This is a genomic window from Leclercia pneumoniae, assembly GCF_017348915.1.
Lineage (GTDB): Bacteria > Pseudomonadota > Gammaproteobacteria > Enterobacterales > Enterobacteriaceae > Enterobacter > Enterobacter pneumoniae.
The window spans coordinates 4,362,448-4,385,870 of record NZ_CP071383.1 but is presented as its reverse complement, the minus strand read 5'-3'; the positions used below and the strand labels follow the sequence as shown (position 1 = coordinate 4,385,870).

The window sequence follows — 23,423 nt, the reverse complement described above, 5'->3', positions numbered from 1 at the left end:
CACACCAACAATATCAGGCTAACCATAATTAATGGGTGCACCATGGATAACAGTTTAAAGACTAAACACTCCTCGTTTTGGGGTGTCATGGTAATAGCAGGTACGGTTATTGGCGGGGGAATGTTTGCTTTACCCGTGGATTTAGCAGGCTCGTGGTTTTTTTGGGGCGCATTTATTTTAATCATCGCCTGGTTTTCAATGCTTCACTCAGGATTATTACTGTTAGAGGCCAATTTAAATTATCCTGTCGGTTCCAGCTTTAATACCATCACCAAAGATCTGATTGGCAATAAATGGAATGTGGTGAGTGGCTTCACGGTCGCCTTTGTTCTGTATATTCTTACTTATGCGTATATCTCTGCCAATGGCGCGATCATTAGTGAAACCATCGCCATGAACCAGGGGACGCATGTTAATCCGCGCCTCGTGGGGATAGGTACAGCGATCTTTGTTGCGGCGGTATTATGGGTCAGTTCCCTGGCAGCCAGCCGTATTACCTCGCTTTTCCTGGGGATTAAGATCATTGCGTTTATTATTGTTTTTGGGTCGTTTTTCTTCCAGGTGGACTACGCCATTTTACGGGACATTAATGTCAGTACCACCAGCAACACAGCCTATTTCCCCTATATTTTTATGGCCTTGCCGGTCTGTCTGGCGTCGTTTGGTTTTCATGGCAATATACCCAGCTTAATCATCTGCTACGGCAAACGAAAAGATAAGCTGATTAAAAGCATTGTCTTTGGTTCGCTGTTGGCCCTGTTCATTTATCTGTTCTGGTTGTATTGCACGATGGGCAATATCACCCGCGAGAGCTTTAACGAGATTATCTCTTCAGGCGGCAATGTTGATTCGCTGGTGAAATCATTCCTCGGCACCCGACAGCACGGCGTGATCGAATTTTGCCTGCTGGTCTTCTCTAACCTCGCGGTCGCCAGCTCTTTCTTCGGCGTCACCCTGGGGCTGTTCGATTATCTTGCCGATCTCTTTAACATCGATAACTCTCCTGTCGGACGCCTGAAAACGGTTTTGTTAACCTTTCTGCCACCCGCCATTCTCTATCTCATCTTCCCGAATGGCTTTATCTATGGCATTGGCGGTGCGGGATTGTGCGCAACCATCTGGGCCGTGATTGTTCCTGCCGTGCTGGCATTAAAAGCGAGAAAAAAGTTTCCCGAAAAAACCTTCACCGTCTGGGGAGGGCTGTTTATTCCGGGGCTGGTCATTCTGTTTGGTATTGCGGTTATTCTCTGCTGGTTCGGCAGCACCTTTAACGTTTTGCCACGCTTCGGTTAACGTCCGCGCTCGTTGTCTACGCCACCCGCCCGGGTGGCTTTCCTGACAGGAAATCACCTTTGTCCAAATGGCAACTCGCTTATCCCCTTCCCAACCCCTATTCTGCTTGCCTGCATCTATGGGGGATCTATGGCTCGTTTTCTGTTTTGTAGCTTTGCACTGGTTCTGCTTTATCCGTCTGGCATTGATATGTATCTGGTCGGTTTTCCGCATATCGCCCGCGACCTGGGGGCCAGTGAAGCGCAGTTGCACATTGCCTTTTCGGCCTACCTCGCGGGAATGGCCTCCTCAATGGTGTTTGCCGGGAAAATTGCCGATAAAGCAGGACGTCAGCCCGTGGCGATTACCGGCGCCGTGATTTTTGCCCTCGCGTCAGTACTCTGTTCACAAGCGCAAGAAAGCACCCTTTTCCTGATCGGACGCTTCATTCAGGGCGTTGGCGCTGGCGGCTGCTACGTGGTGGCGTTTGCTATTCTGCGCGATACGTTAAGCGCCCAACGACGTGCGAAAGTGCTCTCGATGCTTAACGGCATTACCTGCATTATTCCGGTACTGGCGCCGGTCATCGGTTATCTGATTATGCTCAAATTGCCCTGGCAAAGCCTGTTCTGGACCATGGCGGTAATGGGGATGTTGGTCTTCCTCCTCTCTATTGCGGTATTGAAAGAGACCCACCCGGGTTCACAACACTCCCGGACGGGGACCACCTTCCATCCGGCGGAAAAACTGCTAAACCGATTTTTTATTAGCAGACTGCTGGTCACGACCCTCAGCGTGGCGGTGATCCTGACCTATGTAAACGTTTCCCCGGTATTGCTGATGGAAACCATGGGCTTTGATCGCGGCGAATACTCTACAGTGATGGCCTCTACCGCGCTGGTAAGTATGGCCGTCTCCTTCTCTACTCCTTTTGCGCTAAATATCTTTAGCCAGCGCACCCTGATGCTGACCTCACAGGTACTGTTCCTGGCCGCAGGCGTGCTGCTCGCATCGGCAAGTTCGCACTCTTTGATGTTGGCGGGCATTACGCTGATTTGCGCCGGTTTCTCCGTCGGCTTTGGCGTAGCGATGAGTCAGGCGTTAGGACCCTTTTCGTTGCGGGCAGGCGTGGCCAGTTCAGTATTAGGTATCGCGCAGGTGTGCGGCTCGTCGCTGTGGATTTGGCTCGCCGCCGTACTCGGCCTTAATGCGCTGAATATGCTGATCGGGATTCTGATTGGCTGTAGCATTCTCTGCATTGTTCTCCTTCTGGCGATTCGGCCCATAGCCCATTATGAAGAAGCCCCTCAGCAGTCTGGATCTTAATCTGTTACTCACCCTGCAACTGTTGTTGCAGGAGCGAAGCGTTACCCGGGCGGCGAAGCGAATGAACATCACGCCGTCCGCGGTCAGCAAAGCGCTGGCAAAGCTGCGCGCCTGGTTCGATGATCCGTTATTTGTGAAAACCCCGCTCGGGTTACTGCCAACGCCGCTGACGGTAAGCCTGGAGCACGATCTTGCCGACTGGATGCAGATAGGCAATCAGATCCTCGACAAGTCACACAATGACTCCCCGGGGGGGATGAAGTTTGAACTGGCGGCAGAAACGCCGTTAATGTTGATCCGCTTTAACGCGCTTCTGGACAGGATAAACCAGCGCTACCCCCAGGCCTCGGTGCGTATGCGCCACTGGGACTACGACTCGCTGGATGCCATAACCCGGGGTGAAGTGGATATCGGCTTTACCGGTCGCGAAACCCATCCTCGCTCCCGCGAACTGTTGAAATTGCTGCCGTGGTTTATCGACCATGAAATTCTCTTTTCCGACCGCCCCTGCGTCTACCTGCGTGAGGGCCATCCGGCGCTTCAGGAGGAGTGGAATCTCGAGACGTTTCTCCGCTACCCCCATATCAGTATCTTTTGGGAGCGTAGCGACACCTGGGCGCTGGACGAGGTGTTAAATGAGATGGGGCTGACGCGCAATATTGCTATGAGCCTGCCGGGGTTTGAGCAGTCGATGTTTATGGCTGCGCAGCCGCACCATGACTACATTGCGACCGCGCCGCACTACTGCCGGCACTATAATCATCTCCACCAGCGTAAGCTGGTGACGCGTCCGATCCCTATCGACGAAGCGATGGCAGAAAAACTTACCGTGCCCTTTACGCTTATCTGGCACAAACGTAACAGCCATAACCCGAAAATCATCTGGCTTAAAGAGACGATCAAGGCCCTCTATCGCGATTCACTGCGCGAGGAATCCGATTTTTATATCTGAAAATGTAAAGTTCGGTGTCGGGACTTCTAATAATCAACTTTACGGATTAAAACTGAGGAAGAGTTAAGCGATAATGATGTAACCGTTTAACCAGGCACAAACCATTATCACGGAGCGAAAAATGGCAACGCACTTTGCTAGAGGGATACTTACCCAGGGACATCTTGTCTCTACCAGGCTCTCCCCCGCCTGTCATGATGAAGCACGGATACTGCCGGAACATCGCCGCTCACGTTTTATCGCCTCAAGAGCGCTGCTCGCCGAACTGCTGTTTATGCTTTACGGCACCACTGAGCTACCGGATATCATCACCCTGCCGGAGGGGCGCCCTGTATTTGCCAACCCTGAACTGCCTCGTTTTTCCATCGCCTATACCGGGAATATTGTCGGTGTAGCGCTCACGACAGAGGGCGATTGTGGTCTGGATATGGAACTGCAGCGCGCTATTCGTGGCTTCCACGGCGGGCCGCATGCCCACGACACCTATCCGTTATCCAGCAATGAACTGCTGTGGGTGCGTAATCAAAACGATCCTAATGAAGCCAAAGCGCAGCTCATTACCCTGCGCCAGAGTATTCGTAAACTCTGCGGATGCGCCTCTGACGATGCCCGGCAGCTACAATTGCTTCCAGGTTCCGGACGACTTCGCGCCACCCAGGCAACGCTTGTAGAGGCCCTCAGCGACGCAGAAGATGTTCTGATCTGGTCTCTCGCCGTTACGCCCGCGATTGAGCGTTTGAATATCTGGGAATTTGACAGCAAGCATGGCTGGAATAGCCTGGCGGACGTTCCCGAGCGTGCCAACGAACCCGCCACGCGTCTGATGAGATTAACCAGTTTACCCGCAGAGAAAGCATTTACCCTTAGCTGACCCGTCCAGGGCCATCATGATGAAACAGGAGTAATCATGTCTGATACGTTGAAAGTTGTTACGTTACTGGGAAGCCTGCGCAAAGGTTCATTTAACGGGATGGTTGCCCGTACGCTGCCGAAACTGGCGCCAGAGGGGATGACGGTCGACGCCCTGCCGTCTATTGGGGATATCCCGCTGTACGATGCCGATGTTCAGCAAGAAGAGGGGTTCCCGCAAAGCGTTGAAGCGCTGGCTGAACAGATTCGCCAGGCAGATGGGGTGGTGATTGTGACCCCGGAATATAACTACTCGGTACCGGGTGGATTAAAAAATGCGATCGACTGGCTCTCTCGTCTGCCGGAACAGCCGCTGGCGGGTAAACCGGTGCTGATCCAGACCAGCTCCATGGGTGCCATCGGCGGCGCGCGCTGCCAGTACCATCTGCGTCAGATCCTGGTGTTCCTCGACGCGATGGTTATGAACAAACCGGAATTTATGGGCGGCGTGATTCAGAACAAGGTCGATCCACAAACAGGTGAAGTGATTGACCAGAGCACGCTGGACCATCTCTCAGGGCAATTGACCGCGTTTGGTGATTACATCAAGCGGGTGAAGGCGTAAGCACAGCCTGATGTCCTCTCCCGCCGGGAGAGGACACAAACCAGCAAGCCCGCTTGCTGTTTATTTTGCATCGATAAAGACAATCTTCAGCACGAACAGCAGCGCTACCACGATCACACACGGGCTAATTTCACGGAAACGTCCGGTGCCCGCCTTCATCACGCAGTAAGAGATAAAGCCCAGCGCGATACCTTCGGTAATCGAGAAGCTGAACGGCATCATCACCGCGGTAATAAACGCCGGTACTGCTTCGGTAAGGTCGTCCCACTTCACGCGCGACAGGCTGGAGGTCATCAGTACGCCCACGTAAATCAGCGCACCTGCGGCCGCATACGGTGGCACCATCCCCGCCAGCGGCGAAAGGAAGATAACCAGCAGGAACAGCAGACCCACAACAACCGCTGTCAGGCCGGTACGACCGCCCACAGACACGCCTGAAGAGGACTCAATGTAAGCGGTAACAGAAGAGGTACCGATAAAAGAGCCGGTTACCGAGGAGACGCTATCCACGAACAGTGCCTGCTTCATGCGCGGGAATTTGCCTTTCTCATCTGCCAGGCCCGCTTTATCGGTCACGCCAATCAGGGTACCGGAGGAGTCGAACAGGTTCACCAGCATAAAGGAGAAGATCACGCCTGCCAGACCCAGATTCAGGGAGCCGGCCAGATCCACGTGACCGACCACGGTGCTGACGCTCGGCGGCGCAGAGATGATGCCGCTGTAGTGCACGTCGCCCAGCATCCAGCCCAGCAGCGTGGTTACGATGATCGAAACCAGTACCGCAGCATGAATGTTACGGGACGCCAGAATAGCGATGATAAAGAAGCCCAGGATGCCCAGCAGCACGCTGTGGGAGGTCAGGTTACCGATGCTGACCAGGGTTTCCGGGTTCGCCACGATCACGCCAGCATTTTTCAGCCCCATCATCCCGATAAACAGACCGATACCGCTGGTGATGCCCACGCGCAGGCTCACCGGGATATTGGCAATCATCCAGTAACGTACGCGGAAAATGGTCAGCAGCAACAGACCGACTGCGCCCCAGAAAATCGCACCCATACCGACCTGCCATGGCAAGCCCATGGCCTGAACCACGACGAAGGCGAAGAACGCATTCAGACCCATCGCCGGAGCCAGCGCAACCGGCAGGTTGGCGAACAGCCCCATTAAAATGCTGCCGAACGCGGCGATCAGACAGGTGGTAACGAAGACGGCGCTGGTATCCATGCCAGCCACGCCCAGAATTTGCGGGTTAACAAAAACGATATAGACCATTGTCAGGAAGGTGGTAAAACCCGCGATCACTTCGGTGCGCGCCGTTGTACCGTGCTCGCGCAGTTTAAACACGCGCTCAAGCAGACCCTTGCCAGATGCCTGGGTAGTATGTTGTTGACTCATCATCTATTTCCGAACAGGGAGGGAAAATCCGTCGCTATCCTATACCAAAATGCGACAATAGGGGTGTTTGTGGCGTACTTTTTTTCATTGATTTTGCTTATACGGCAACGATTGCGTGCCACAAACAATCAGTACGTAAACGTTAAACCTGTTAAAAAGGGAAAGGCATGTCTCAGATTGAAGCGGTATTTTTCGACTGCGACGGTACGCTGGTCGACAGTGAGGTCATTTGCGCCCGTGCGTATGTCGCCATGTTCCAGGAGTTTGGCATTACGCTCGATCTCGACGAGATTTTTAAACGCTTTAAAGGCGTTAAGCTCTACGAAATTATCGACATTATTAATACTGAGCACGGCGTTGATCTGGCGAAAGCCGATCTCGAACCGGTTTACCGCGCCGAGGTCGCACGCCTTTTCGATGCGGAACTTGAGGTGATCGCAGGCGCAAACGCCTTGCTGGAGGCGATGACCGTGCCAATGTGCGTGGTTTCTAACGGCCCGGTCAGCAAAATGCAGCATTCACTCGGTAAGCTAGAGATGTTGCACCACTTCCCGGAAAAACTGTTCAGCGGTTACGATATTCAGCGCTGGAAGCCCGATCCGGCCCTGATGTTTCACGCGGCAAAAGCGATGAATGTAAACGTGGAAAATTGCATTCTGGTGGATGACTCCTCCGCGGGCGCGCAATCGGGGATTGATGCGGGGATGGAGGTGTTTTACTTCTGTGCCGACCCGCATAACAAGCCGATCCACCATCCTAAGGTGACCACCTTTACCGATCTGGCAGAATTGCCCGGCCTGTGGAAAGCGCGCGGCTGGCATATCACCCGTTAAGATCAGCTCCGCCGCAGGCCGCGGCGGAGCTTTAGCGTTGATCAGGCGTTGGACGAGAGCGCCGCGGCGGCGGCATTGTCTGCAATGACCGTCAGCGAGGGGTGAAGCTGCAACACCGATGCAGGCAGGCGCTCGCTCACTGGCCCTTCCAGCGCCCCTTTTAACGCCTTCGCCTTCGCTGCGCCATTGACGATAAGCAGTAAATTTCTCGCGGCCATAATGCTTCTTGGCCCCATCGTGACATAGCAATCCGGTACCAGCGAAAAATCACCCCCCAGTTCGCCATGAGCCACCATCGCGACAATCTCCCCTTCAATCGCCACTTTGGTGGTCATCTCATGGAAGTGGGTGGTTCCGGGGAGGTTCCCGCAAAAATGGCCGTCAGCCCCCAGCCCCATCACCACCAGATCAAGCCCCCCCTCTGCGGCCAGAGTGGCGTCGTGCTGCTGATAGTTTTCAACCGTCAGCGGGTGTATGCGGGATTCCTCTATCTGCGCCGGGGTAAAAAAGAGACGACGCAGATTGGTGATTGTCACGCCATCGCCTGTTTTGCCGCGAAAAGGGATCTCGTCGAAGTTGTAAAAATGGCTATTTATCCCCTGCTTGCTCTTCATCATCGGGATTAACAGCTCATACATGCGTTTCGGGGTCTTCCCGGCGGTGATGGCCAGATTAACCCGGCCCGGTCTGGTCATATAGCTCAGCAGATGTTGCGCGGCTGCCTGGCTCATCTGTTCGTAATCGTCGGTCAATATAAGTTTCATGTGATCATCCTGATCCGAAAGTTATTTGAATACTGTCTGCACGAATTGCGCGTAGGCCGGGCGCCAGACATCCATTTCATGGTTAAGCCCCGGATACTCATGGTATTCAAAACGGATATTCCGCTTTTCCAGCTCGGCCTTCAGCCCGGCGATATCCTTCCCGGTCACGTCATCCTTGCTGCCCACTGCCAGGGTAAAATTATGTAGCTGTTGATTAATCGAGGTCGGGTCATCAAGGCGTGCGCTAACGCCTGCATCAGGCACCGTGGTGGTGGTCACGCCACTAAAAGATGCAAGCCAGCCGAAACTTTCGGGGTGGTTAAGGGCAGAGACGAGCGCCTGGTACCCTCCCTGGGAGAGCCCGGCGAGCGCGCGCCCTTCGGCATCGTTTCGTACATGAAAGCGCTTGCTGATTAATGGAATGATGTCGGTCATCAGCTCCTGGTCAGCGGCTTTAGCATTCAGGGGGTAGAACACTTTCCGCCGTTCAGCGGGCACAAAGGTTTCAGGAACGATGCCCTCTGCGTCCGTTTCCGTATCCGGTACCACCACCAGCATCGGTTTAATTGCCCCTTTCGCTAACAAATTGTCCATGATCTGCGCGATACGCCCCTGGTCGACCGCGGAACGTACCGTATCGCCAAACCCGTGATAAAAATAGAGCACCGGTAGCGGGTCACCCTGACCGCTATAGCCTGGCGGCGTCCAGACAAAGAGCTGGCGTTCTGATTTCAACGCATCCGAGTGGTAGGTCAGCGTTATCAGATCGCCATGCGGTACCGGATTGGTATCCAGCATGCTGCCAGGTACCAGCACCATGCTGGTGTTAACCTGGCGCTGCGGCTTGGTCATCGCCGTGCCGGTATCGATACTGCGCACGCCGTCAACGTTGAAAAAATACTCATACAAATTGGGCTCCATCACCGGCCCGCGCCAGCTCCATAAACCGGTACTGTCTTTGGTCATGGGGTGGATGCTCTCTGGCGTAGGTATGCCCACCACCACAGAGACGCTTTTTGCCTGTGGTGCAAAATAGCGAAAGGTAATGGAGTTATCCGCATTCACCTGCGTAACAAACCGGTTCACGGGCTGCGCGGGATCCGGCATCGCAGGTAGCGGCATCGCGTAAAGTTGCTGAGCGAAGCAAACTGAAAGCGTAATGATGGATAAAGCGGTCTTCATTTTGTTCATCAGTTTCATCCTTGTTAAGTAGCCTGTTACCACCAGATTTCAGCCTGCGCACCGAGCGCAAACTGGTCCTGTTTTTGGTCTTCGAAAGTGAAGTGATCTAAATCGGTCTCATCCGCTTTAATGTAGGTGCCGTAAAAACGGATTTCGGGACGGGAGGTCAACATGCTGGTGTTGACTTTAAAGGTGTGGAACAGCGTGGTTTTATAACCCGACTCGTAATAGTTCTTGCCGTTCAGATCGGTATTTTTCTGTCTGAAGTAACCGAGCTCTACGCCGGTCTGGTTGAAGTTATCCCAGATCCAGGCCGGACGGACAACGGCACGTATCGAATCAAAATCGCTGTGGGCACCCGTTTCATAGCTGTAGACGTCGTTGCCGAAGGAGTAGACCAGCGCATTGGCGACAATCACCTTATCGCCGAGATACATCTCTCCCTGTGAGGCCAGACGGACAGCTGTCCCGTTAGTATGGTCACCATAGTAACGGCCATTATTCGTGGTGAACGGGCTGGAGCCCGCATAACGTGAAAAACTGCTGGCTATGGAGTTATTCGCAACCAGCAGCGAAAACTCATTAAAGCCGCCGTCAGAGAGTTTCTGCGTGAGGGTACTGCCCACCATCCAGGTGTCTTTCCAGCGGTAATAGCCATTATTATCCTGATTACTTTTCTCGCTGGCGCTCTGATTACCCGCTACATAGCGCCCGCTGAGCATCAGCGTGGCGTCTTCCCACAGAGGGAGCTCTTTATAGCGAAGGTCGACGGTATTGGTATTGATTTGCTGTTTGTTATTCAGATCGCGGTCGTAGTCATCCACATCTTCACGCACCAGCGCAATATCCACCTTGCCAGGGCCCACCTTCCAGTTTTCCAGCCCCACTCCTGCGGCAGCATCCGTACGCTGTGTTTTCCAGTCCAGCATCTGGATTTCGATTTTCGGTGCGCCATGTTTACCCACCCAGAAGTCGGCTTCCGGCGCAAATGGCAGGAAACCCTGCGTGGTGACGTACATGTCGGAGAACTGTAAATAGTTTTCGCCACCCGCATTGTCACCAAACCAGCCGGTGGAGTACTGCTGACTGACGTTGCCATCCAGCATAACGATCGCATCGACACGTTTGTTGCCCTCATGCCAGACCCGCTGTTTCAGCTGTAAATCAAACCAGCCGGTATATTCATTACCCAGTCGCCCGAGAGAGCCAATGGCCCAGGATTTGGGCGAGCCGTGAGACGCACTGCCCCAGCCGGAACGGAAATAGCCGTTATAGCTAAAGCCAATCTCATCTTTAACAAACTTACTGAAATCCTTCATGGTGATAGCAGATACATCTTTGCTCTCATTTTTCACCAGCACGGTGGCCGGCTTTTTCGCCGGTTTATCGGCGACCTGAACGGGGACGGCCTGATTTTTGTAATGCTGTAATTCGGCCTGCGTCTCCTTTAACGCTTTTTCAAGCATCTCCAGGCGTTGTTCGACCGTCAATGAGCCCGCCCAGCTCAAACCCGGCAGTATCATGACAAGCGCAGAGGCTATGATATTTCTCCTGAACATAATGAATTCCTTTTTCAAATGAATTAAGCGACGGCGGATGCCTTATCCGCGAAATAGCAAAAGAGCAAAGAGCCAATAAAAGCCGCGGCGAGAGCGAGGGCTGAGCCCAACAAACAAGCCCAGACGCTATAATCCACCCCGCCGGGGGGAAGAATTTGCATAAAGGTGAAGATGCCTGGCATCCCAAAAGACCAGGCTTTGGTTTGCGCGAGCCCGACCAACAGCCCTCCGCAGGCGCCACTGATACAGGCGATATAAAAGGGGTATTTGCGCGGTAAATTAACGCCATAAACGGCCGGTTCGGTGATACCAAAGAGACCAGTAATTGCAGCCGACCCGGCAACCACTCTCTTTTGCGGGTCGCGTTCAAAGCAGAACATGGCCAGCGCAGCGCCAACCTGCGCAAGAATGGCTGGCACCAGCAAAGGCAGGAGCGAGTCATATCCCAGCACCGTGAAGTTATTAATGCATAACGGTACCAGCCCCCAGTGCAGGCCAAACATGACAAACACTTGCCATAACCCGCCCATAACGATGCCAGCAACCCCCGGAGCAAAGCCGTAAAGCGCCAAATAACCCTGGGCAATGCCGTTACTTATCCAGGTGGCGAGTGGCCCAATAACCAGAAAGGCCAGAGGGGTCGTCACCATCAGACAAAGAAGCGGCGTGACGAAATTTTTCATTGATGAAGGGAGCCAGTTATTAAGGCGTTTCTCTACGACGCAACAAAACCAGGCAGAGAAGATTATCGGGATGACGGAAGCGCTATAATTGATAAACGTAACGGGTAAACCCATAAATTCATGTGGCGTAGCCGCCGCACTTCCCAGAGACTGAATGATGGTGGGATGTATTAATGCGCCACCAATGGCCATCGAGACAAAAGGATTACCGCCAAATTGTTTACCGGCCGTATAGCCCAGAATAACCGGAAAAAAGTAGAACAGGGCATCGCTGGCGCTGAACAGAATGCGATAAGTCCCGCTCTGCTCTGTTAACACATCAAAGACCACCCCCGCTGCCAGGGCTCCTTTCAGTATGCCGGTTGCCGCCATCACGCCTATTAACGGGGTAAAAATACTGGATACCGTATAAATAAAACGATTAATAAGGTTGCCCGTCGCCGTGTCCATACTGGCGGGTGCTTTCTCCCCGATAAGGGCATTGATAGCGTTATAAACATCATGGACATGATTGCCAATCACGACCTGAAACTGACCGGCGCTTTCAACGACCATGATGATACCCGGCGTATTTTTTAAGATCTCAGGCGTGGCTTTATCTCTCTCTTTTAATCTGAAACGCAGGCGGGTTGCACAATGAAGCAAGCTCAGAATATTTTCTTTGCCCCCTACGCCTGTGACAATTTTTTCGGCTAATTCCATTTGCTCATCCTTTAACCGCCACCGGGAAATAAAAAAACCTGAAAAAGGCACCTCTATGCAGAGAGGACCTCTTTCAGGTTTTGCCCGTACGTTGACGGTAACAATCCAGTTATCAATGTTTAAGGTATTAACTAAAAATAGCGTCTGATGACACAACTGCGCCGCTCTTTTTTATTCCAGAGCAAAAATAAAAACAATTCAGGGGAGGGTAAAATGTGACTAACGCCTAATTAATTCGCGCACCGGCAAAAAATACATCAGGTGTTATTTATATGGGGAATGGATTCTATAAAAATATAACGCCAGCTTTGCTGGCGTTAATAATATTACTCTTTCGGATCTTTACCCGCCAGCATCTTATCCAGCTCATCTCCGCCTACGTGACGGAAGTCCTGCCCCTTCACGAAGTAGAAGATGTATTCACAGATGTTCTGACAACGGTCGCCGATACGCTCAATAGAGCGAGCACAGAACAGCGCGGTCAGAACGCTGGGAATGGTGCGGGAGTCTTCCATCATGTAGGTCATCAGCTGACGCACAATGCCCTCATACTCCTGGTCGACTTTCTTATCTTCGCGGTAGATACGTACTGCTTCGTCCAGATCCATACGTGCAAAGGCGTCCAGCACGTCGTGCAGCATCTGCACGGTGTGGCGACCCAGCGACTCCAGGCTCACCAGCAGCGGCTGATGCTGCTGGGAGAACTTCTCCAGCGCGGTGCGGCAGATTTTATCCGCTACGTCGCCAATACGTTCCAGCTCGGCAATAGTTTTGATGATCGCCATCACCAGACGCAGGTCGCTCGCCGTTGGCTGACGCTTGGCAATAATGCGCACGCAGGCCTCGTCGATGGCCACTTCCATCATGTTGACGTTCTGATCGCCAGCGATAACGCGCTTCGCCAGCTCGCTGTCCTGGTTGTGCATCGCCGTGATGGCATCGGTCAGCTGCTGTTCCACCATACCGCCCATGGTCATCACCTGGGTGCGGATGCTTTCCAGCTCTGCGTTGAACTGGCCGGAAATATGTTTATTAAGATTGAGGTTGTCCATGGTTCACTCCAAATCAACCGTAGCGGCCAGTAATATAATCTTCAGTTTGTTTCTTCGCGGGGCGGGTGAACAGCGCGTCCGTATCGCTGAACTCAATCAACTCGCCCAGGTACATAAACGCCGTATGGTCGGAACAACGCGCAGCCTGCTGCATGTTGTGGGTCACGATCACCACGGTGTAATCCTGCTTCAGCTCGGTGATCAGCTCTTCGATACGCCCGGTTGAAATAGGGTCCAGCGCCGAGCACGGCTCGTCCAGCAGCAATACGTCCGGGCGAATAGCGATACCGCGGGCGATGCACAGACGCTGCTGCTGACCACCGGAGAGAGAGTACCCGCTCTGGTGCAACTTATCTTTGGTTTCGTTCCACAATGCGGCCTTGGTCAAGGCCCACTGCACACGCTCGTCCATATCGGCACGGGAGAGTTTCTCAAACAGACGCACGCCAAAGGCGATGTTGTCATAAATCGACATCGGGAACGGGGTCGGCTTCTGGAATACCATGCCCACTTTCGCGCGCAGCAGGGCGATATCCTGGGCATGCGTCAGGATGTTTTCGCCGTCCAGGATGATTTCGCCTTCAGCGCGCTGCTCTGGGTAGAGCGAATACATCTTGTTAAAGGTACGCAGCAACGTGGATTTCCCACAGCCGGACGGACCGATGAATGCCGTAACCTGGTTCTTGGCGATATCCAGGTTGATATTCTTCAGTGCATGGAATTTGCCGTAGTAGAAGTTCAAATCACGAACCTGAATCTTACCCGGGGCAGTATCAACCATACTCATTGACTCTTTTCCTCATTCGGCGCCGCGATGTGCCGCGCCGTAAAAAATTAACCGTGTTTCTTCTTCGCGAAAATGACGCGCGCCAGAATGTTCAGCAACAGTACGCAAAGCGTGATGATCAGCACCCCGGCCCAGGCCAGCTGCTGCCATTCTACGAATGGGCTCATCGCAAATTTAAAGATCGTCACCGGCAGGTTGGCGATCGGCTGCATCATGTCCGTGCTCCAGAACTGGTTGGAGAGAGACGTAAACAGCAGCGGGGCGGTTTCACCGGCGATACGGGCAACGGCCAGCAGGATACCGGTCATGATCCCGGAAACAGACGCTTTCAGCGTAATCGCGGAGATCATTTTCCACTTTGGCGTTCCCAGCGCGTAAGCCGCTTCACGCAGGCTGTCCGGCACCAGTTTCAACATATTCTCGGTAGTTCGAATGACGATAGGCACCTGCAGCAGCGCCAGCGCAATCACGCCAGCCCAGCCGGAGAAGTGCTCCATCTGTGCCACCACCACGGTATAAACAAACAGACCGACGACGATAGAGGGCGCAGACAGCAGGATGTCATTGATGAAGCGAATGACTTCAGCCAGCCAGGACTTACGGCCGTACTCCGCCAGATAAATCCCCGCCATGATGCCCAGCGGCGTACCAAAGACCGTCGCCCAGAGGATCAGCAGGCCACTGCCCGCCAGGGCGTTTGCCAGCCCCCCGCCCGCCGTATTCGGCGGCGGCGTCATCTCGGTGAATAGCGCCAGCGACATTCCATCGATACCGCGTACCACGGTGGAGAAAAGAATCCAGACCAGCCAGAACAGACCGAATGCCATCGTCCCCATGGAGAGCGTCAGCGCAATGCGGTTCTTCGTGCGGCGTCTGGCCTGCATTTTGCGGCGGGATTCCGCCAGCTCAGCGGTGTTTTGCATTTCGAGAGTCGCCATTAGCGTGCCCCCTCATTTTTAGCGAGACGCATAATCATCAGCTTAGAAATCGCCAGAACAATGAAGGTGATAACAAACAGAATCAGACCCAGTTCCATCAGCGCCGCAACGTGCAGCCCCGATTCCGCTTCGGCGAATTCGTTCGCCAGCGCAGAAGTAATGCTGTTACCCGGCATATAAAGTGAGACGCTATCGAGCTGGTAGGTGTTACCAATGATAAAGGTCACCGCCATAGTTTCGCCCAGCGCACGCCCCAGGCCCAACATGATGCCCCCGATCACCCCATTTTTGGTGAACGGAAGAACGATGCGCCAGATAACTTCCCAGGTGGTACAGCCGATCCCGTAGGCCGACTCTTTCATCATCACCGGGGTTTGTTCGAAGACATCGCGCATAACCGCCGCAATGTACGGAATAATCATGATGGCGAGGATCACGCCTGCAGCCAGAATACCGATACCGAACGCCGGGCCTGAGAACAGCGCGCCCACAAACGGAATGGCAGAGAGCACATTCCCAACCGGCTCCTGGAAGTATGTGGCGAACAGCGGGGCAAAGATAAACAGGCCCCACATGCCGTATACGATACTCGGAATGGCCGCCAGCAGTTCAATGGCGATACCAAGCGGACGTCGCAGCCAGCCAGGTGCCAGCTCCGTCAGGAACAGGGCGATACCAAAACTCACCGGAACCGCAATCAGTAGGGCAATGAGCGAGGTCACCAGGGTACCGTAAATGGGTACCAGCGCACCAAAGACTTCGTTTGGCGCATCCCACTCTTTGGTCCACAGGAAGGAGAAACCGAATTTCTGAATGCTCGGCCAGGAGGAGAAAATCAGAGACACGATAATGCCGCCCAGCAGCAATAGCACAATCAGCGCAGCCAGTTTTACTAGCGCGCTGAAGATCATGTCGCCTTTTTTTCCCGGAGGATTAAAAGCAGGCTTGGTTGCAGCCATAAATTACTCTTCTGTTAACGTCGTTTCACGAAAGGTGGCGGGCGCTTGCGCCCCCGCCATCTTCGTCAAAAATATCCTGTTAGTACAGCGCTTTACCGCTGCTATCTTTCACGTTAGTTTTCCATGCAGCACGAATCTGCTCAACCACGCTGTCCGGCAGGCTGGCGTAATCCAGGTCATTAGCCTGTTTGCCGCCGTTTTTGTATGCCCAGTCGAAGAACTTCAGCACTTCTGTGCCTTGTTCAGGTTTCTTCTGATCTTTATGAACCAGGATGAAGGTCGTGGAGGTGATTGGCCAGGCTTCGTCACCTTTCTGGTTTGTCAGATCCTGTGCGAAGGATTTGCTCCAGTCAGCGCCTTTTGCTGCGTTAGCAAAGGTCTCTTCGGTCGGGCTCACCGGTTTGCCGTCAGCAGAAACCAGCTTGGTGTAAGCCAGGTTGTTCTGCTTCGCGTAAGCGTACTCTACGTAGCCGATTGAGCCTGGCAGACGCTGTACGAACGCGGCGATACCGTCGTTACCTTTACCGCCCAGACCGGTTGGCCAGTTCACGGTAGAGCCAGAACCTACTTTGGATTTCCACTCTTCGTTCACTTTCGCCAGGTAGCTGGTGAAGACGAAGGAGGTACCGGAACCGTCAGCACGACGAACCACAGCGATGTTCTGCGAAGGCAGTTTCACGCCCGGGTTCAGTTTAGTGATGGCTTCGTCATCCCATTTTTTGATTTTGCCGAGGTAGATATCACCCAGCGTTTTACCATCCAGCACCAGCTCGCCAGACTTCAGGCCCGGGATATTCACGGCCAGCACAACACCACCGATAACGGTCGGGAACTGGAACAGACCTTCCTGGTTCAGTTTCTCATCAGACAGCGGAGCGTCTGATGCGCCGAAATCAACGGTATTCGCGGTAATTTGTTTAACGCCACCGGAGGAGCCGATACCCTGGTAGTTCACCTTATTACCAGTCTCTTTCTGGTAAGTATCAGCCCATTTGGCATACACCGGCGCAGGGAAGGTTGCACCAGCACCAGTCAGGCTTGCCTCTGCGAACACAGAGAACGCGCTCATCGATAAGGTCGCGGCGACAACAGTTGCGACAGTGGTACGCATAACTTTCATAATGTCTCCTGCAAGATTTTGGTAAATCGTTGTTTAGTGGCTACGAGGAGCAAAATAGGACAAACAGGTGACAGATAAATGTCCGAATTATGACAGTTTTATTACAGTGAAAATTTCACTTTAATCTAAAACAGATAACTCTTTATTATCAGTAATTTGATGGGTTTTTTGACAGTAAGATTGCAGAAAAATTTTCTTTCTATGACACTCAAAAAATAGCTGAAGATGACAGGTTGTCATCATCACAAGAAGAAAAAAACGGGGAGAAAAGCTCCACCCAAAGGTGGAGCCTGGAGGTATTACTCGACAGTAACCGACTTCGCCAGGTTACGTGGCTGGTCAACGTCGGTGCCTTTAATCAGCGCGACGTGATAAGACAGAAGCTGCAGCGGCACGGTGTAGAAGATAGGTGCAATGACCTCTTCCACATGCGGCATCTCAATGATGTGCATGTTGTCGTTACTCACAAAACCGGCATCCTGATCGGCGAAGACATACAGCTGGCCACCACGGGCGCGCACTTCTTCGATGTTGGACTTCAGTTTTTCCAGCAGTTCATTGTTAGGTGCGACAACGATAACCGGCATATCAGCATCAATCAGCGCCAGCGGACCGTGTTTCAGCTCGCCTGCTGCGTAGGCTTCTGCGTGGATGTAGGAGATCTCTTTCAGCTTCAATGCACCTTCCAGCGCAATGGGATACTGATCGCCACGCCCCAGGAACAGTGCGTGATGTTTGTCGGAGAAATCTTCAGCCAGCGCTTCGATACGCTTGTCCTGCGACAGCATCTGCTCGATACGGCTCGGCAACGCCTGCAGACCGTGAACGATGTCGTGCTCAACAGAAGCATCCAGGCCTTTCAGACGCGCCAGTTTCGCCACCAGCATCAGCAGAACGGTCAGTTGGGTGGTAAAGGCCTTGGTAGAGGCCACGCCGATTTCGGTGCCCGCTTTGGTCATCAGCGCCAGATCGGATTCACGCACCAGGGACGAGCCCGGAACGTTGCAGATTGCCAGCGAACCGAGATAGCCCAGCTCTTTCGACAGGCGCAGCGCCGCGAGTGTATCGGCGGTCTCACCGGACTGAGACAGGGTGATCATCAGGCTGTTTTTGCGTACGGCCGATTTGCGATAGCGGAATTCGGAAGCGATCTCCACATCACAAGGCACACCGGCCAGCGATTCGAACCAGTAGCGAGAAACCATACCGGAGTTGTAAGAGGTCCCGCAGGCCACGATCTGGATATGCTCAACTTTCGCCAGCATCTCATTGGCATTGGCCCCCAGTTCGCTCAGATCCACTTCACCGTGGCTGATACGCCCGGTCAGAGTGTTTTTGATGGCGTTTGGCTGCTCGTAGATCTCTTTCTGCATGTAGTGACGATACGCGCCCTTGTCGCCCGCGTCATACTGCAGGTTAGATTCGATCTCAGCGCGTTCAACCTGAACGCCTTTAGTATCGAATACGGTCACGCTACGGCGTGTCACTTCCGCGATGTCACCCTCTTCGAGGAAGATAAAGCGACGTGTCACCGGCAACAGGGCCAGCTGGTCGGAAGCAATGAAGTTTTCACCCATGCCCAGGCCAATAACCATCGGGCTGCCGGAGCGAGCCGCCAGCAGCGTGGACGGATCGCGGGAATCCATGATCACCGTGCCATAAGCGCCACGCAGTTGAGGAATAGCGCGCAGTACCGCTTCACGCAGCGTACCGCCCTGTGCCAGTTCCCAATGTACCAGGTGGGCAATGACTTCGGTGTCAGTTTCAGAGACGAAGGTATAACCGCGCGCTTTCAGCTCTTCACGCAGCGGTTCGTGGTTTTCAATGATGCCGTTATGCACCACCACGATATGTTCAGAGACATGCGGGTGCGCATTGCCTTCAGAGGGCTCGCCGTGGGTCGCCCAACGGGTGTGAGCAATGCCTGTGCCACCATGCAGCGGATGTTCTTCCGCGGCCTGTGCCAGCATTTGTACTTTACCGAGGCGGCGCAGACGGGTCATGTGACCTTCTGCATCGACCACTGCCAGACCGGCAGAGTCGTAACCACGGTATTCCAGACGACGTAATCCTTCGAGAAGGATTTCAGCAATATCACGCTGCGCGACTGCGCCAACAATTCCACACATAGTTAAATTTCCTGATTATGGCGTTATGCCATGCGTTGTCGCTGACCTGTTGTTGCCCGTTTTACGGGCGCCCCGAGCCTTGTAGAGAGTGGGGTTATTGTTATAGGTACTGCTATTGGGGGGGATATATATTTATCTCCTCACCCGACACACCGCATCGAATCATCCCTCTCCCCTGAGGAGAGAGGGTTAAAATGCGGAGTAATTACTTTTTCTTCACCGGGCGTTTCCAGCCCTTTTTGTGCACCTGTGGCACGCGGCTTAATACCAGTTCGTCATCCGCTACATCGCGGGTTACCGTGGTACCGGCGGCAATGGTCACGCCTTTGCCAATGGTCACCGGCGCGACCAGCTGTGAATCCGAGCCTACAAATACGTCGTCGCCGATGATGGTTTTGAATTTATTGGCGCCATCATAGTTACAGGTGATGGTACCCGCGCCGATATTGACGTTATCGCCAATTTCCGCATCGCCCAGATAGGTCAAATGGCCCGCCTTGGAGCCTTTGCCCAGGCGCGCCTTTTTCATTTCAACGAAGTTACCCACGTGGGCGCCTTCCAGCAGCTCCGCACCAGGGCGCAGACGTGCAAACGGCCCGATGGTGCAGGCAGCGGCCAGGTTGGCATCTTCCACCACGCTGTACGGGCTGATTTCACAGTCGTCGCCGATCACGCTGTTTTTGATCACGCAGCCTGCGCCAATTTTAACGCGATGGCCGAGAGTGACCTTCCCTTCCAGAATAACGTTAGTATCAATTTCAACGTCGCGCCCGTGGTTCAGTTCACCGCGCAGATCGAAACGCGAAGGGTCGCGCAGCATAACGCCTGCGAGCAGCAGCTTTTCAGCCTGCTCAGCCTGATAAACTCGTTCCAGGCGGGAGAGTTGCAGGCGGTTGTTCACGCCCTCCACTTCACTTAAACGATCCGGGTGGACGGCGGCGATTTCGCGGCCTTCCTGATGCGCCAGCGCAATGATATCGGTGATGTAGAACTCACCCTGGGCGTTATTATTGTTCAGCTTCGATAGCCAGCGCTTCATATCCGCGCCGTTGGCAATCAGGATACCGGTATTGATTTCCTGAATTTCACGCTGCGCTTCTGTGGCATCTTTATGTTCAACAATACCGGTGACAGTGCCGTTTTCTCGGGTGATGCGGCCGTAGCCGGTTGGATCATCAAGCTTAACGGTAAGGAGGCCAATGCCGCCCTGCGGTTTAGCATCACGCAGGCGGGTAAGAGTCTCAACGGAAATCAGCGGCACGTCGCCGTAAAGCATCAGGATATCTTCGTCGTCAGCAAAGAACGGCGCAGCCTGCTGCATCGCATGGCCGGTTCCCAGCTGCTCAGCCTGCAGCACCCAGTTCAGTTTGTCGTCACTGAGGGTCTGTTTCAGCATATCGGCGCCGTGACCGTAAACAAGATGAACCTGGTCGGCACCTATTTCGTTAGCGGCATCAATGACATGCTGCACCATCGCTTTCCCTGCAAGGGTATGCAGCACCTTCGGAAGATCGGAATACATGCGGGTGCCTTTACCAGCGGCAAGGATGACCACGCTCATCGCATTGTTCAACATACACGTCCTGACTGTAATTTGAGTGAGAAGTAAAACCCTTTGACGTTGAAAATTCTACATATTTTGCGCCAAAAAATGGAGCGGCGGTAAAACGCACAACATCAGTCAATACGGGCTATTTGAAGATACTTTTCAGGGCAGAGTAAATCACTTTTCGTCCGGAAAATAGCGTCATTGCTGGAACTCTCTTGTTCACACAACAGGTTAGCTATTTTTTCGCCGCAAAAATAAAGATCGGTCAAAAACAAAACATCGTTTTAATTATCCAATAATGTGACAAAGAAAAAAGAAACGGCGTTTCATCCTGATGATAATGGCGCTCAATTATCACTCAGGAGAATAAAAATGAATTATAAATTACCTCTGGCCTTAATGATCTGCAGCGCCTGTGCTGTTAACGCGGCGGAGCAGCCGCAGGTCTGGCGAGCAATTGCGTTCGGCCAGTCCACAGACGTCAATTTCTCCTCGAATGTTTTGCCGGAAAAGGTGGGCGTTAATGATGTCACTATCGATGGTAAAATTCTCGAGCCGGAGGATGCCGCTGATCTGTCTAAACCCGTTGTGATTGAGAGCCGGGGCGGCAAAATTGCCAATTCCCATGATGGACTCACCTTTTTCTACACTGAGCTTCCCAGCAGCGAAAACTTTACTCTGCAGGCGACGGTGAGAGTTGATCAGTTTGGGCCGGAGAATGGCGCAAAACCCGCCGCGCAGGAGGGTGCTGGCCTGCTGGTGCGTGATGTTATTGGTGTGCCCCGCCAGCAACCGCTGAAAGAGGGCTATGAAGAATTTCCGGCCGCCTCGAACCTGGTCATGAATGCCATTATGACGCAGGATAAAAAAGATCATCATCGGATAAAGCTTCAGGCAATCACCCGCGAGGGGATCACGCAGCCCTGGGGAAATGCCGGTGCGGCCATTGTGAAACAGAGCTATAAAGAGGAGGTCGATCTCAACCAGACGCCAGAGTTTCGCCTGAAGCTACAACGTACTAACGACGGCTTTATCACCGCCTGGTCACCTGTCGGTAGCGACGAATGGGTGAGTAAAAGTGTTCCGCGCGCAGACCTGATCTCGGTACAGAATCAGGACCACTATTACGTCGGCTTTTTTGCCTCGCGTAATGCCAAAATTACCGTATCCAATGCCTCGCTGACCACTTCCGCTGCGCATAGCGTCGCCAGTAAGCCCTGGCAGGCCAAAGCGCAACCGGTAGTCGTGCAGATCCATTCGGCCAGCAAAAGCGCACAAGAGCCCTATCAGGTGCAGGCCCGAGCCAACTATGACGGTGTCTTTACCCTGCGCCAGAACGAAGTGGTGATCGGTAACGAAAAACCGGTTAAAGCCGGAGAGATGTACTCCGCGCCAGCGATCCTAAAAGAGAATAACCTATTCAGCCTCACCTTCACCCCCACCCGCGGCGAAGCCGTAGAGCAGCGCTTCTCCGTTGAGAAGGTCACCGGCATCGAGGCTTCACATCTCTATGTCGCACCGGAGGGCAAAGCTGACGGGAAGGGAACGCTCGCCTCGCCAATGGATTTAGCCACCGCCATCAGCCTGCTCGCCCCTGGCGGCAAGATTACGCTTGCCGCGGGTGACTACCCCCGTAGTGAAATTCCACTCTCCGCCAGCGGCAGCGCTGAGCAGGTGAAGACGCTCGAGGCGGAGGGTAAAGCCGTTCTGCACGGGCTGCTGGTAGATGCCAGTTACTGGCATATCAAAGGGATTGATGTTACCGCTAAAAGCCTGCGCATACAGGGTAGCCACAACCTGATTGAAGGGGTCACGGCATACCGTAACGATGACACCGGCATTCAAATCTCTTCCCCAGAAAAGATTGGCCGTCCGCTTTGGGCCAGCTATAACCGGGTCGTCAACGCGGAATCTTTTGCCAATGAAGATCCGGGCAAAATCAATGCTGATGGCTTTGCCGTGAAAATGCGGGTCGGAGAGGGGAATCGCCTGGAAAACTGCTATTCCCACGACAATATCGACGACGGCTTTGACCTGTTTAATAAAATCGAAGACGGGGCTAATGGCGTTGTGGTGATCGAGAATTCAATTGCCCGCAATAACACCAGCAATGGCTTTAAGCTCGGCGGGGAAGGGCAGCCGGTGGCACACGAGATTCGTAACAGTAAAGCGGAAGGGAATCATCTGGATGGATTTACCGATAACTTCAACCCGGGCCAGTTAGTGGTAGAGAATAACCTGGCCGTTGATAACCACCGATTCAACTTTATCTTCCGCCCAAGTCCTTACGGCGATGCGTCAACACAGGGAGTATTCAAAGGTAACAAGTCAGTGCGCACACAGCCGGGGCAGTATGACGATGCAGTGGTGGGTAATATCGATGAGACGAACTACTTTATTGAGAAAGGAAAAAGCGTGAACAGCGTGGGTGAGGCGCTGCCAGATGGCGCATCGCTTATCACAAAACGGTAAGCGCAGCGCCACTCGGCATTCAGCAGATTAGTGGTTGAACGTACCGAAAGAGACGTTCATGTTGCTGAAGAGAGCGATGATTTTGTTGATCAGTTTCATGATGGCATCCTGAATTATTGAGGTTTATTTTGTGACACACTTCACAAAAAAGGAGTCTACGCCTCATTTTTTAACCGATCAATATTTTTGTGATGTAAATGACAAAATAATAAAACGACATTTCAGTTTCATTTTTACCGAAACGAAACCATAAAAAAAAGCCAGCCTGGATT

18 protein-coding genes and 1 pseudogene are annotated in these 23,423 nt (G+C 53.2%); 7 read left to right on the top strand and 12 right to left on the bottom strand.

Annotated elements, in window-relative coordinates:
- Positions 1-42 precede the first annotated feature (42 nt).
- The 5 genes from tnaB (at position 43) to JZ655_RS21210 (ending at position 5,024) form a co-directional block, all read left to right on the top strand.
- Positions 43-1,293, top strand: a complete 1,251-nt coding sequence (tnaB, locus tag JZ655_RS21230) for a low affinity tryptophan permease TnaB (RefSeq protein WP_046886355.1) — start codon at positions 43-45, stop codon at positions 1,291-1,293.
- A 129-nt stretch (positions 1,294-1,422) separates the two neighbouring features.
- Positions 1,423-2,598: an MFS transporter gene (locus JZ655_RS21225; protein WP_207292680.1), complete on the top strand. Its 1,176-nt coding sequence runs from the start codon at positions 1,423-1,425 to the stop codon at positions 2,596-2,598.
- On the top strand, positions 2,567-3,550 hold the full coding sequence (gene yidZ / locus JZ655_RS21220; RefSeq protein WP_040077727.1) for an HTH-type transcriptional regulator YidZ: 984 nt from the start codon (positions 2,567-2,569) through the stop codon (positions 3,548-3,550). Before JZ655_RS21225 ends, yidZ begins: the two co-directional genes overlap by 32 nt.
- Before the next feature lie 121 nt (positions 3,551-3,671).
- Positions 3,672-4,421 (top strand): 4'-phosphopantetheinyl transferase family protein, encoded by a 750-nt coding sequence (locus JZ655_RS21215; RefSeq protein ID WP_207292679.1) that lies wholly within the window; start codon positions 3,672-3,674, stop codon positions 4,419-4,421.
- A gap of 36 nt (positions 4,422-4,457) precedes the next feature.
- A complete protein-coding gene (locus JZ655_RS21210; RefSeq protein WP_040077725.1) occupies positions 4,458-5,024 on the top strand; it encodes an NADPH-dependent FMN reductase in 567 nt (188 codons plus the stop codon).
- Between the two features lie 60 nt (positions 5,025-5,084).
- Here JZ655_RS21210 and adeP read toward each other — a convergent pair whose 3' ends face one another.
- Positions 5,085-6,422 (bottom strand): adenine permease AdeP, encoded by a 1,338-nt coding sequence (gene adeP / locus JZ655_RS21205; protein ID WP_154298909.1) that lies wholly within the window; start codon positions 6,420-6,422, stop codon positions 5,085-5,087.
- Positions 6,423-6,589: 167 nt separating this feature from the next.
- Between adeP and yieH the strand changes: the two genes are divergently transcribed.
- Positions 6,590-7,255: a 6-phosphogluconate phosphatase gene (yieH, locus tag JZ655_RS21200; protein WP_046886358.1), complete on the top strand. Its 666-nt coding sequence runs from the start codon at positions 6,590-6,592 to the stop codon at positions 7,253-7,255.
- Between the two features lie 41 nt (positions 7,256-7,296).
- Here yieH and JZ655_RS21195 read toward each other — a convergent pair whose 3' ends face one another.
- From JZ655_RS21195 to glmU, 11 genes and pseudogenes are all read right to left on the bottom strand, one after another.
- The gene (locus JZ655_RS21195; protein ID WP_207292678.1) at positions 7,297-8,019 is read right to left on the bottom strand and encodes a glucosamine-6-phosphate deaminase; all 723 of its coding nucleotides are present in this window, start codon (positions 8,017-8,019) and stop codon (positions 7,297-7,299) included.
- 21 nt (positions 8,020-8,040) lie between these two features.
- Positions 8,041-9,210: an alpha/beta hydrolase gene (locus JZ655_RS21190; protein ID WP_207292677.1), complete on the bottom strand. Its 1,170-nt coding sequence runs from the start codon at positions 9,208-9,210 to the stop codon at positions 8,041-8,043.
- A 26-nt stretch (positions 9,211-9,236) separates the two neighbouring features.
- Positions 9,237-10,760, bottom strand: a complete 1,524-nt coding sequence (locus JZ655_RS21185) for a carbohydrate porin (RefSeq protein WP_207292676.1) — start codon at positions 10,758-10,760, stop codon at positions 9,237-9,239.
- Between the two features lie 41 nt (positions 10,761-10,801).
- Positions 10,802-12,145, bottom strand: a pseudogene (locus tag JZ655_RS21180) (PTS transporter subunit EIIC); the annotation flags it as partial.
- Positions 12,146-12,471: 326 nt separating this feature from the next.
- Positions 12,472-13,197, bottom strand: coding sequence for a phosphate signaling complex protein PhoU (phoU, locus tag JZ655_RS21175; protein WP_040077717.1), 726 nt, complete (start codon positions 13,195-13,197; stop codon positions 12,472-12,474).
- A gap of 13 nt (positions 13,198-13,210) precedes the next feature.
- Positions 13,211-13,984 (bottom strand): phosphate ABC transporter ATP-binding protein PstB, encoded by a 774-nt coding sequence (gene pstB, locus JZ655_RS21170; RefSeq protein ID WP_040077716.1) that lies wholly within the window; start codon positions 13,982-13,984, stop codon positions 13,211-13,213.
- A 47-nt stretch (positions 13,985-14,031) separates the two neighbouring features.
- On the bottom strand, positions 14,032-14,922 hold the full coding sequence (pstA, locus tag JZ655_RS21165) for a phosphate ABC transporter permease PstA (protein WP_040077715.1): 891 nt from the start codon (positions 14,920-14,922) through the stop codon (positions 14,032-14,034).
- A complete protein-coding gene (gene pstC / locus JZ655_RS21160; protein ID WP_040077714.1) occupies positions 14,922-15,881 on the bottom strand; it encodes a phosphate ABC transporter permease PstC in 960 nt (319 codons plus the stop codon). The genes pstA and pstC overlap by 1 nt, the downstream gene beginning before the upstream one ends.
- 79 nt (positions 15,882-15,960) lie before the next feature.
- Complete coding sequence (pstS, locus tag JZ655_RS21155; RefSeq protein WP_040077712.1) at positions 15,961-17,001, bottom strand: phosphate ABC transporter substrate-binding protein PstS; 1,041 nt, start codon at positions 16,999-17,001, stop codon at positions 15,961-15,963.
- Between the two features lie 299 nt (positions 17,002-17,300).
- Positions 17,301-19,130, bottom strand: a complete 1,830-nt coding sequence (glmS, locus tag JZ655_RS21150; RefSeq protein WP_207292674.1) for a glutamine--fructose-6-phosphate transaminase (isomerizing) — start codon at positions 19,128-19,130, stop codon at positions 17,301-17,303.
- 205 nt (positions 19,131-19,335) lie between these two features.
- Complete coding sequence (gene glmU / locus JZ655_RS21145; protein ID WP_207292673.1) at positions 19,336-20,706, bottom strand: bifunctional UDP-N-acetylglucosamine diphosphorylase/glucosamine-1-phosphate N-acetyltransferase GlmU; 1,371 nt, start codon at positions 20,704-20,706, stop codon at positions 19,336-19,338.
- Positions 20,707-21,051: 345 nt separating this feature from the next.
- Between glmU and JZ655_RS21140 the strand changes: the two genes are divergently transcribed.
- Positions 21,052-23,151: a right-handed parallel beta-helix repeat-containing protein gene (locus JZ655_RS21140; protein ID WP_207292672.1), complete on the top strand. Its 2,100-nt coding sequence runs from the start codon at positions 21,052-21,054 to the stop codon at positions 23,149-23,151.
- The last annotated feature ends 272 nt before the right edge of the window (positions 23,152-23,423 follow it).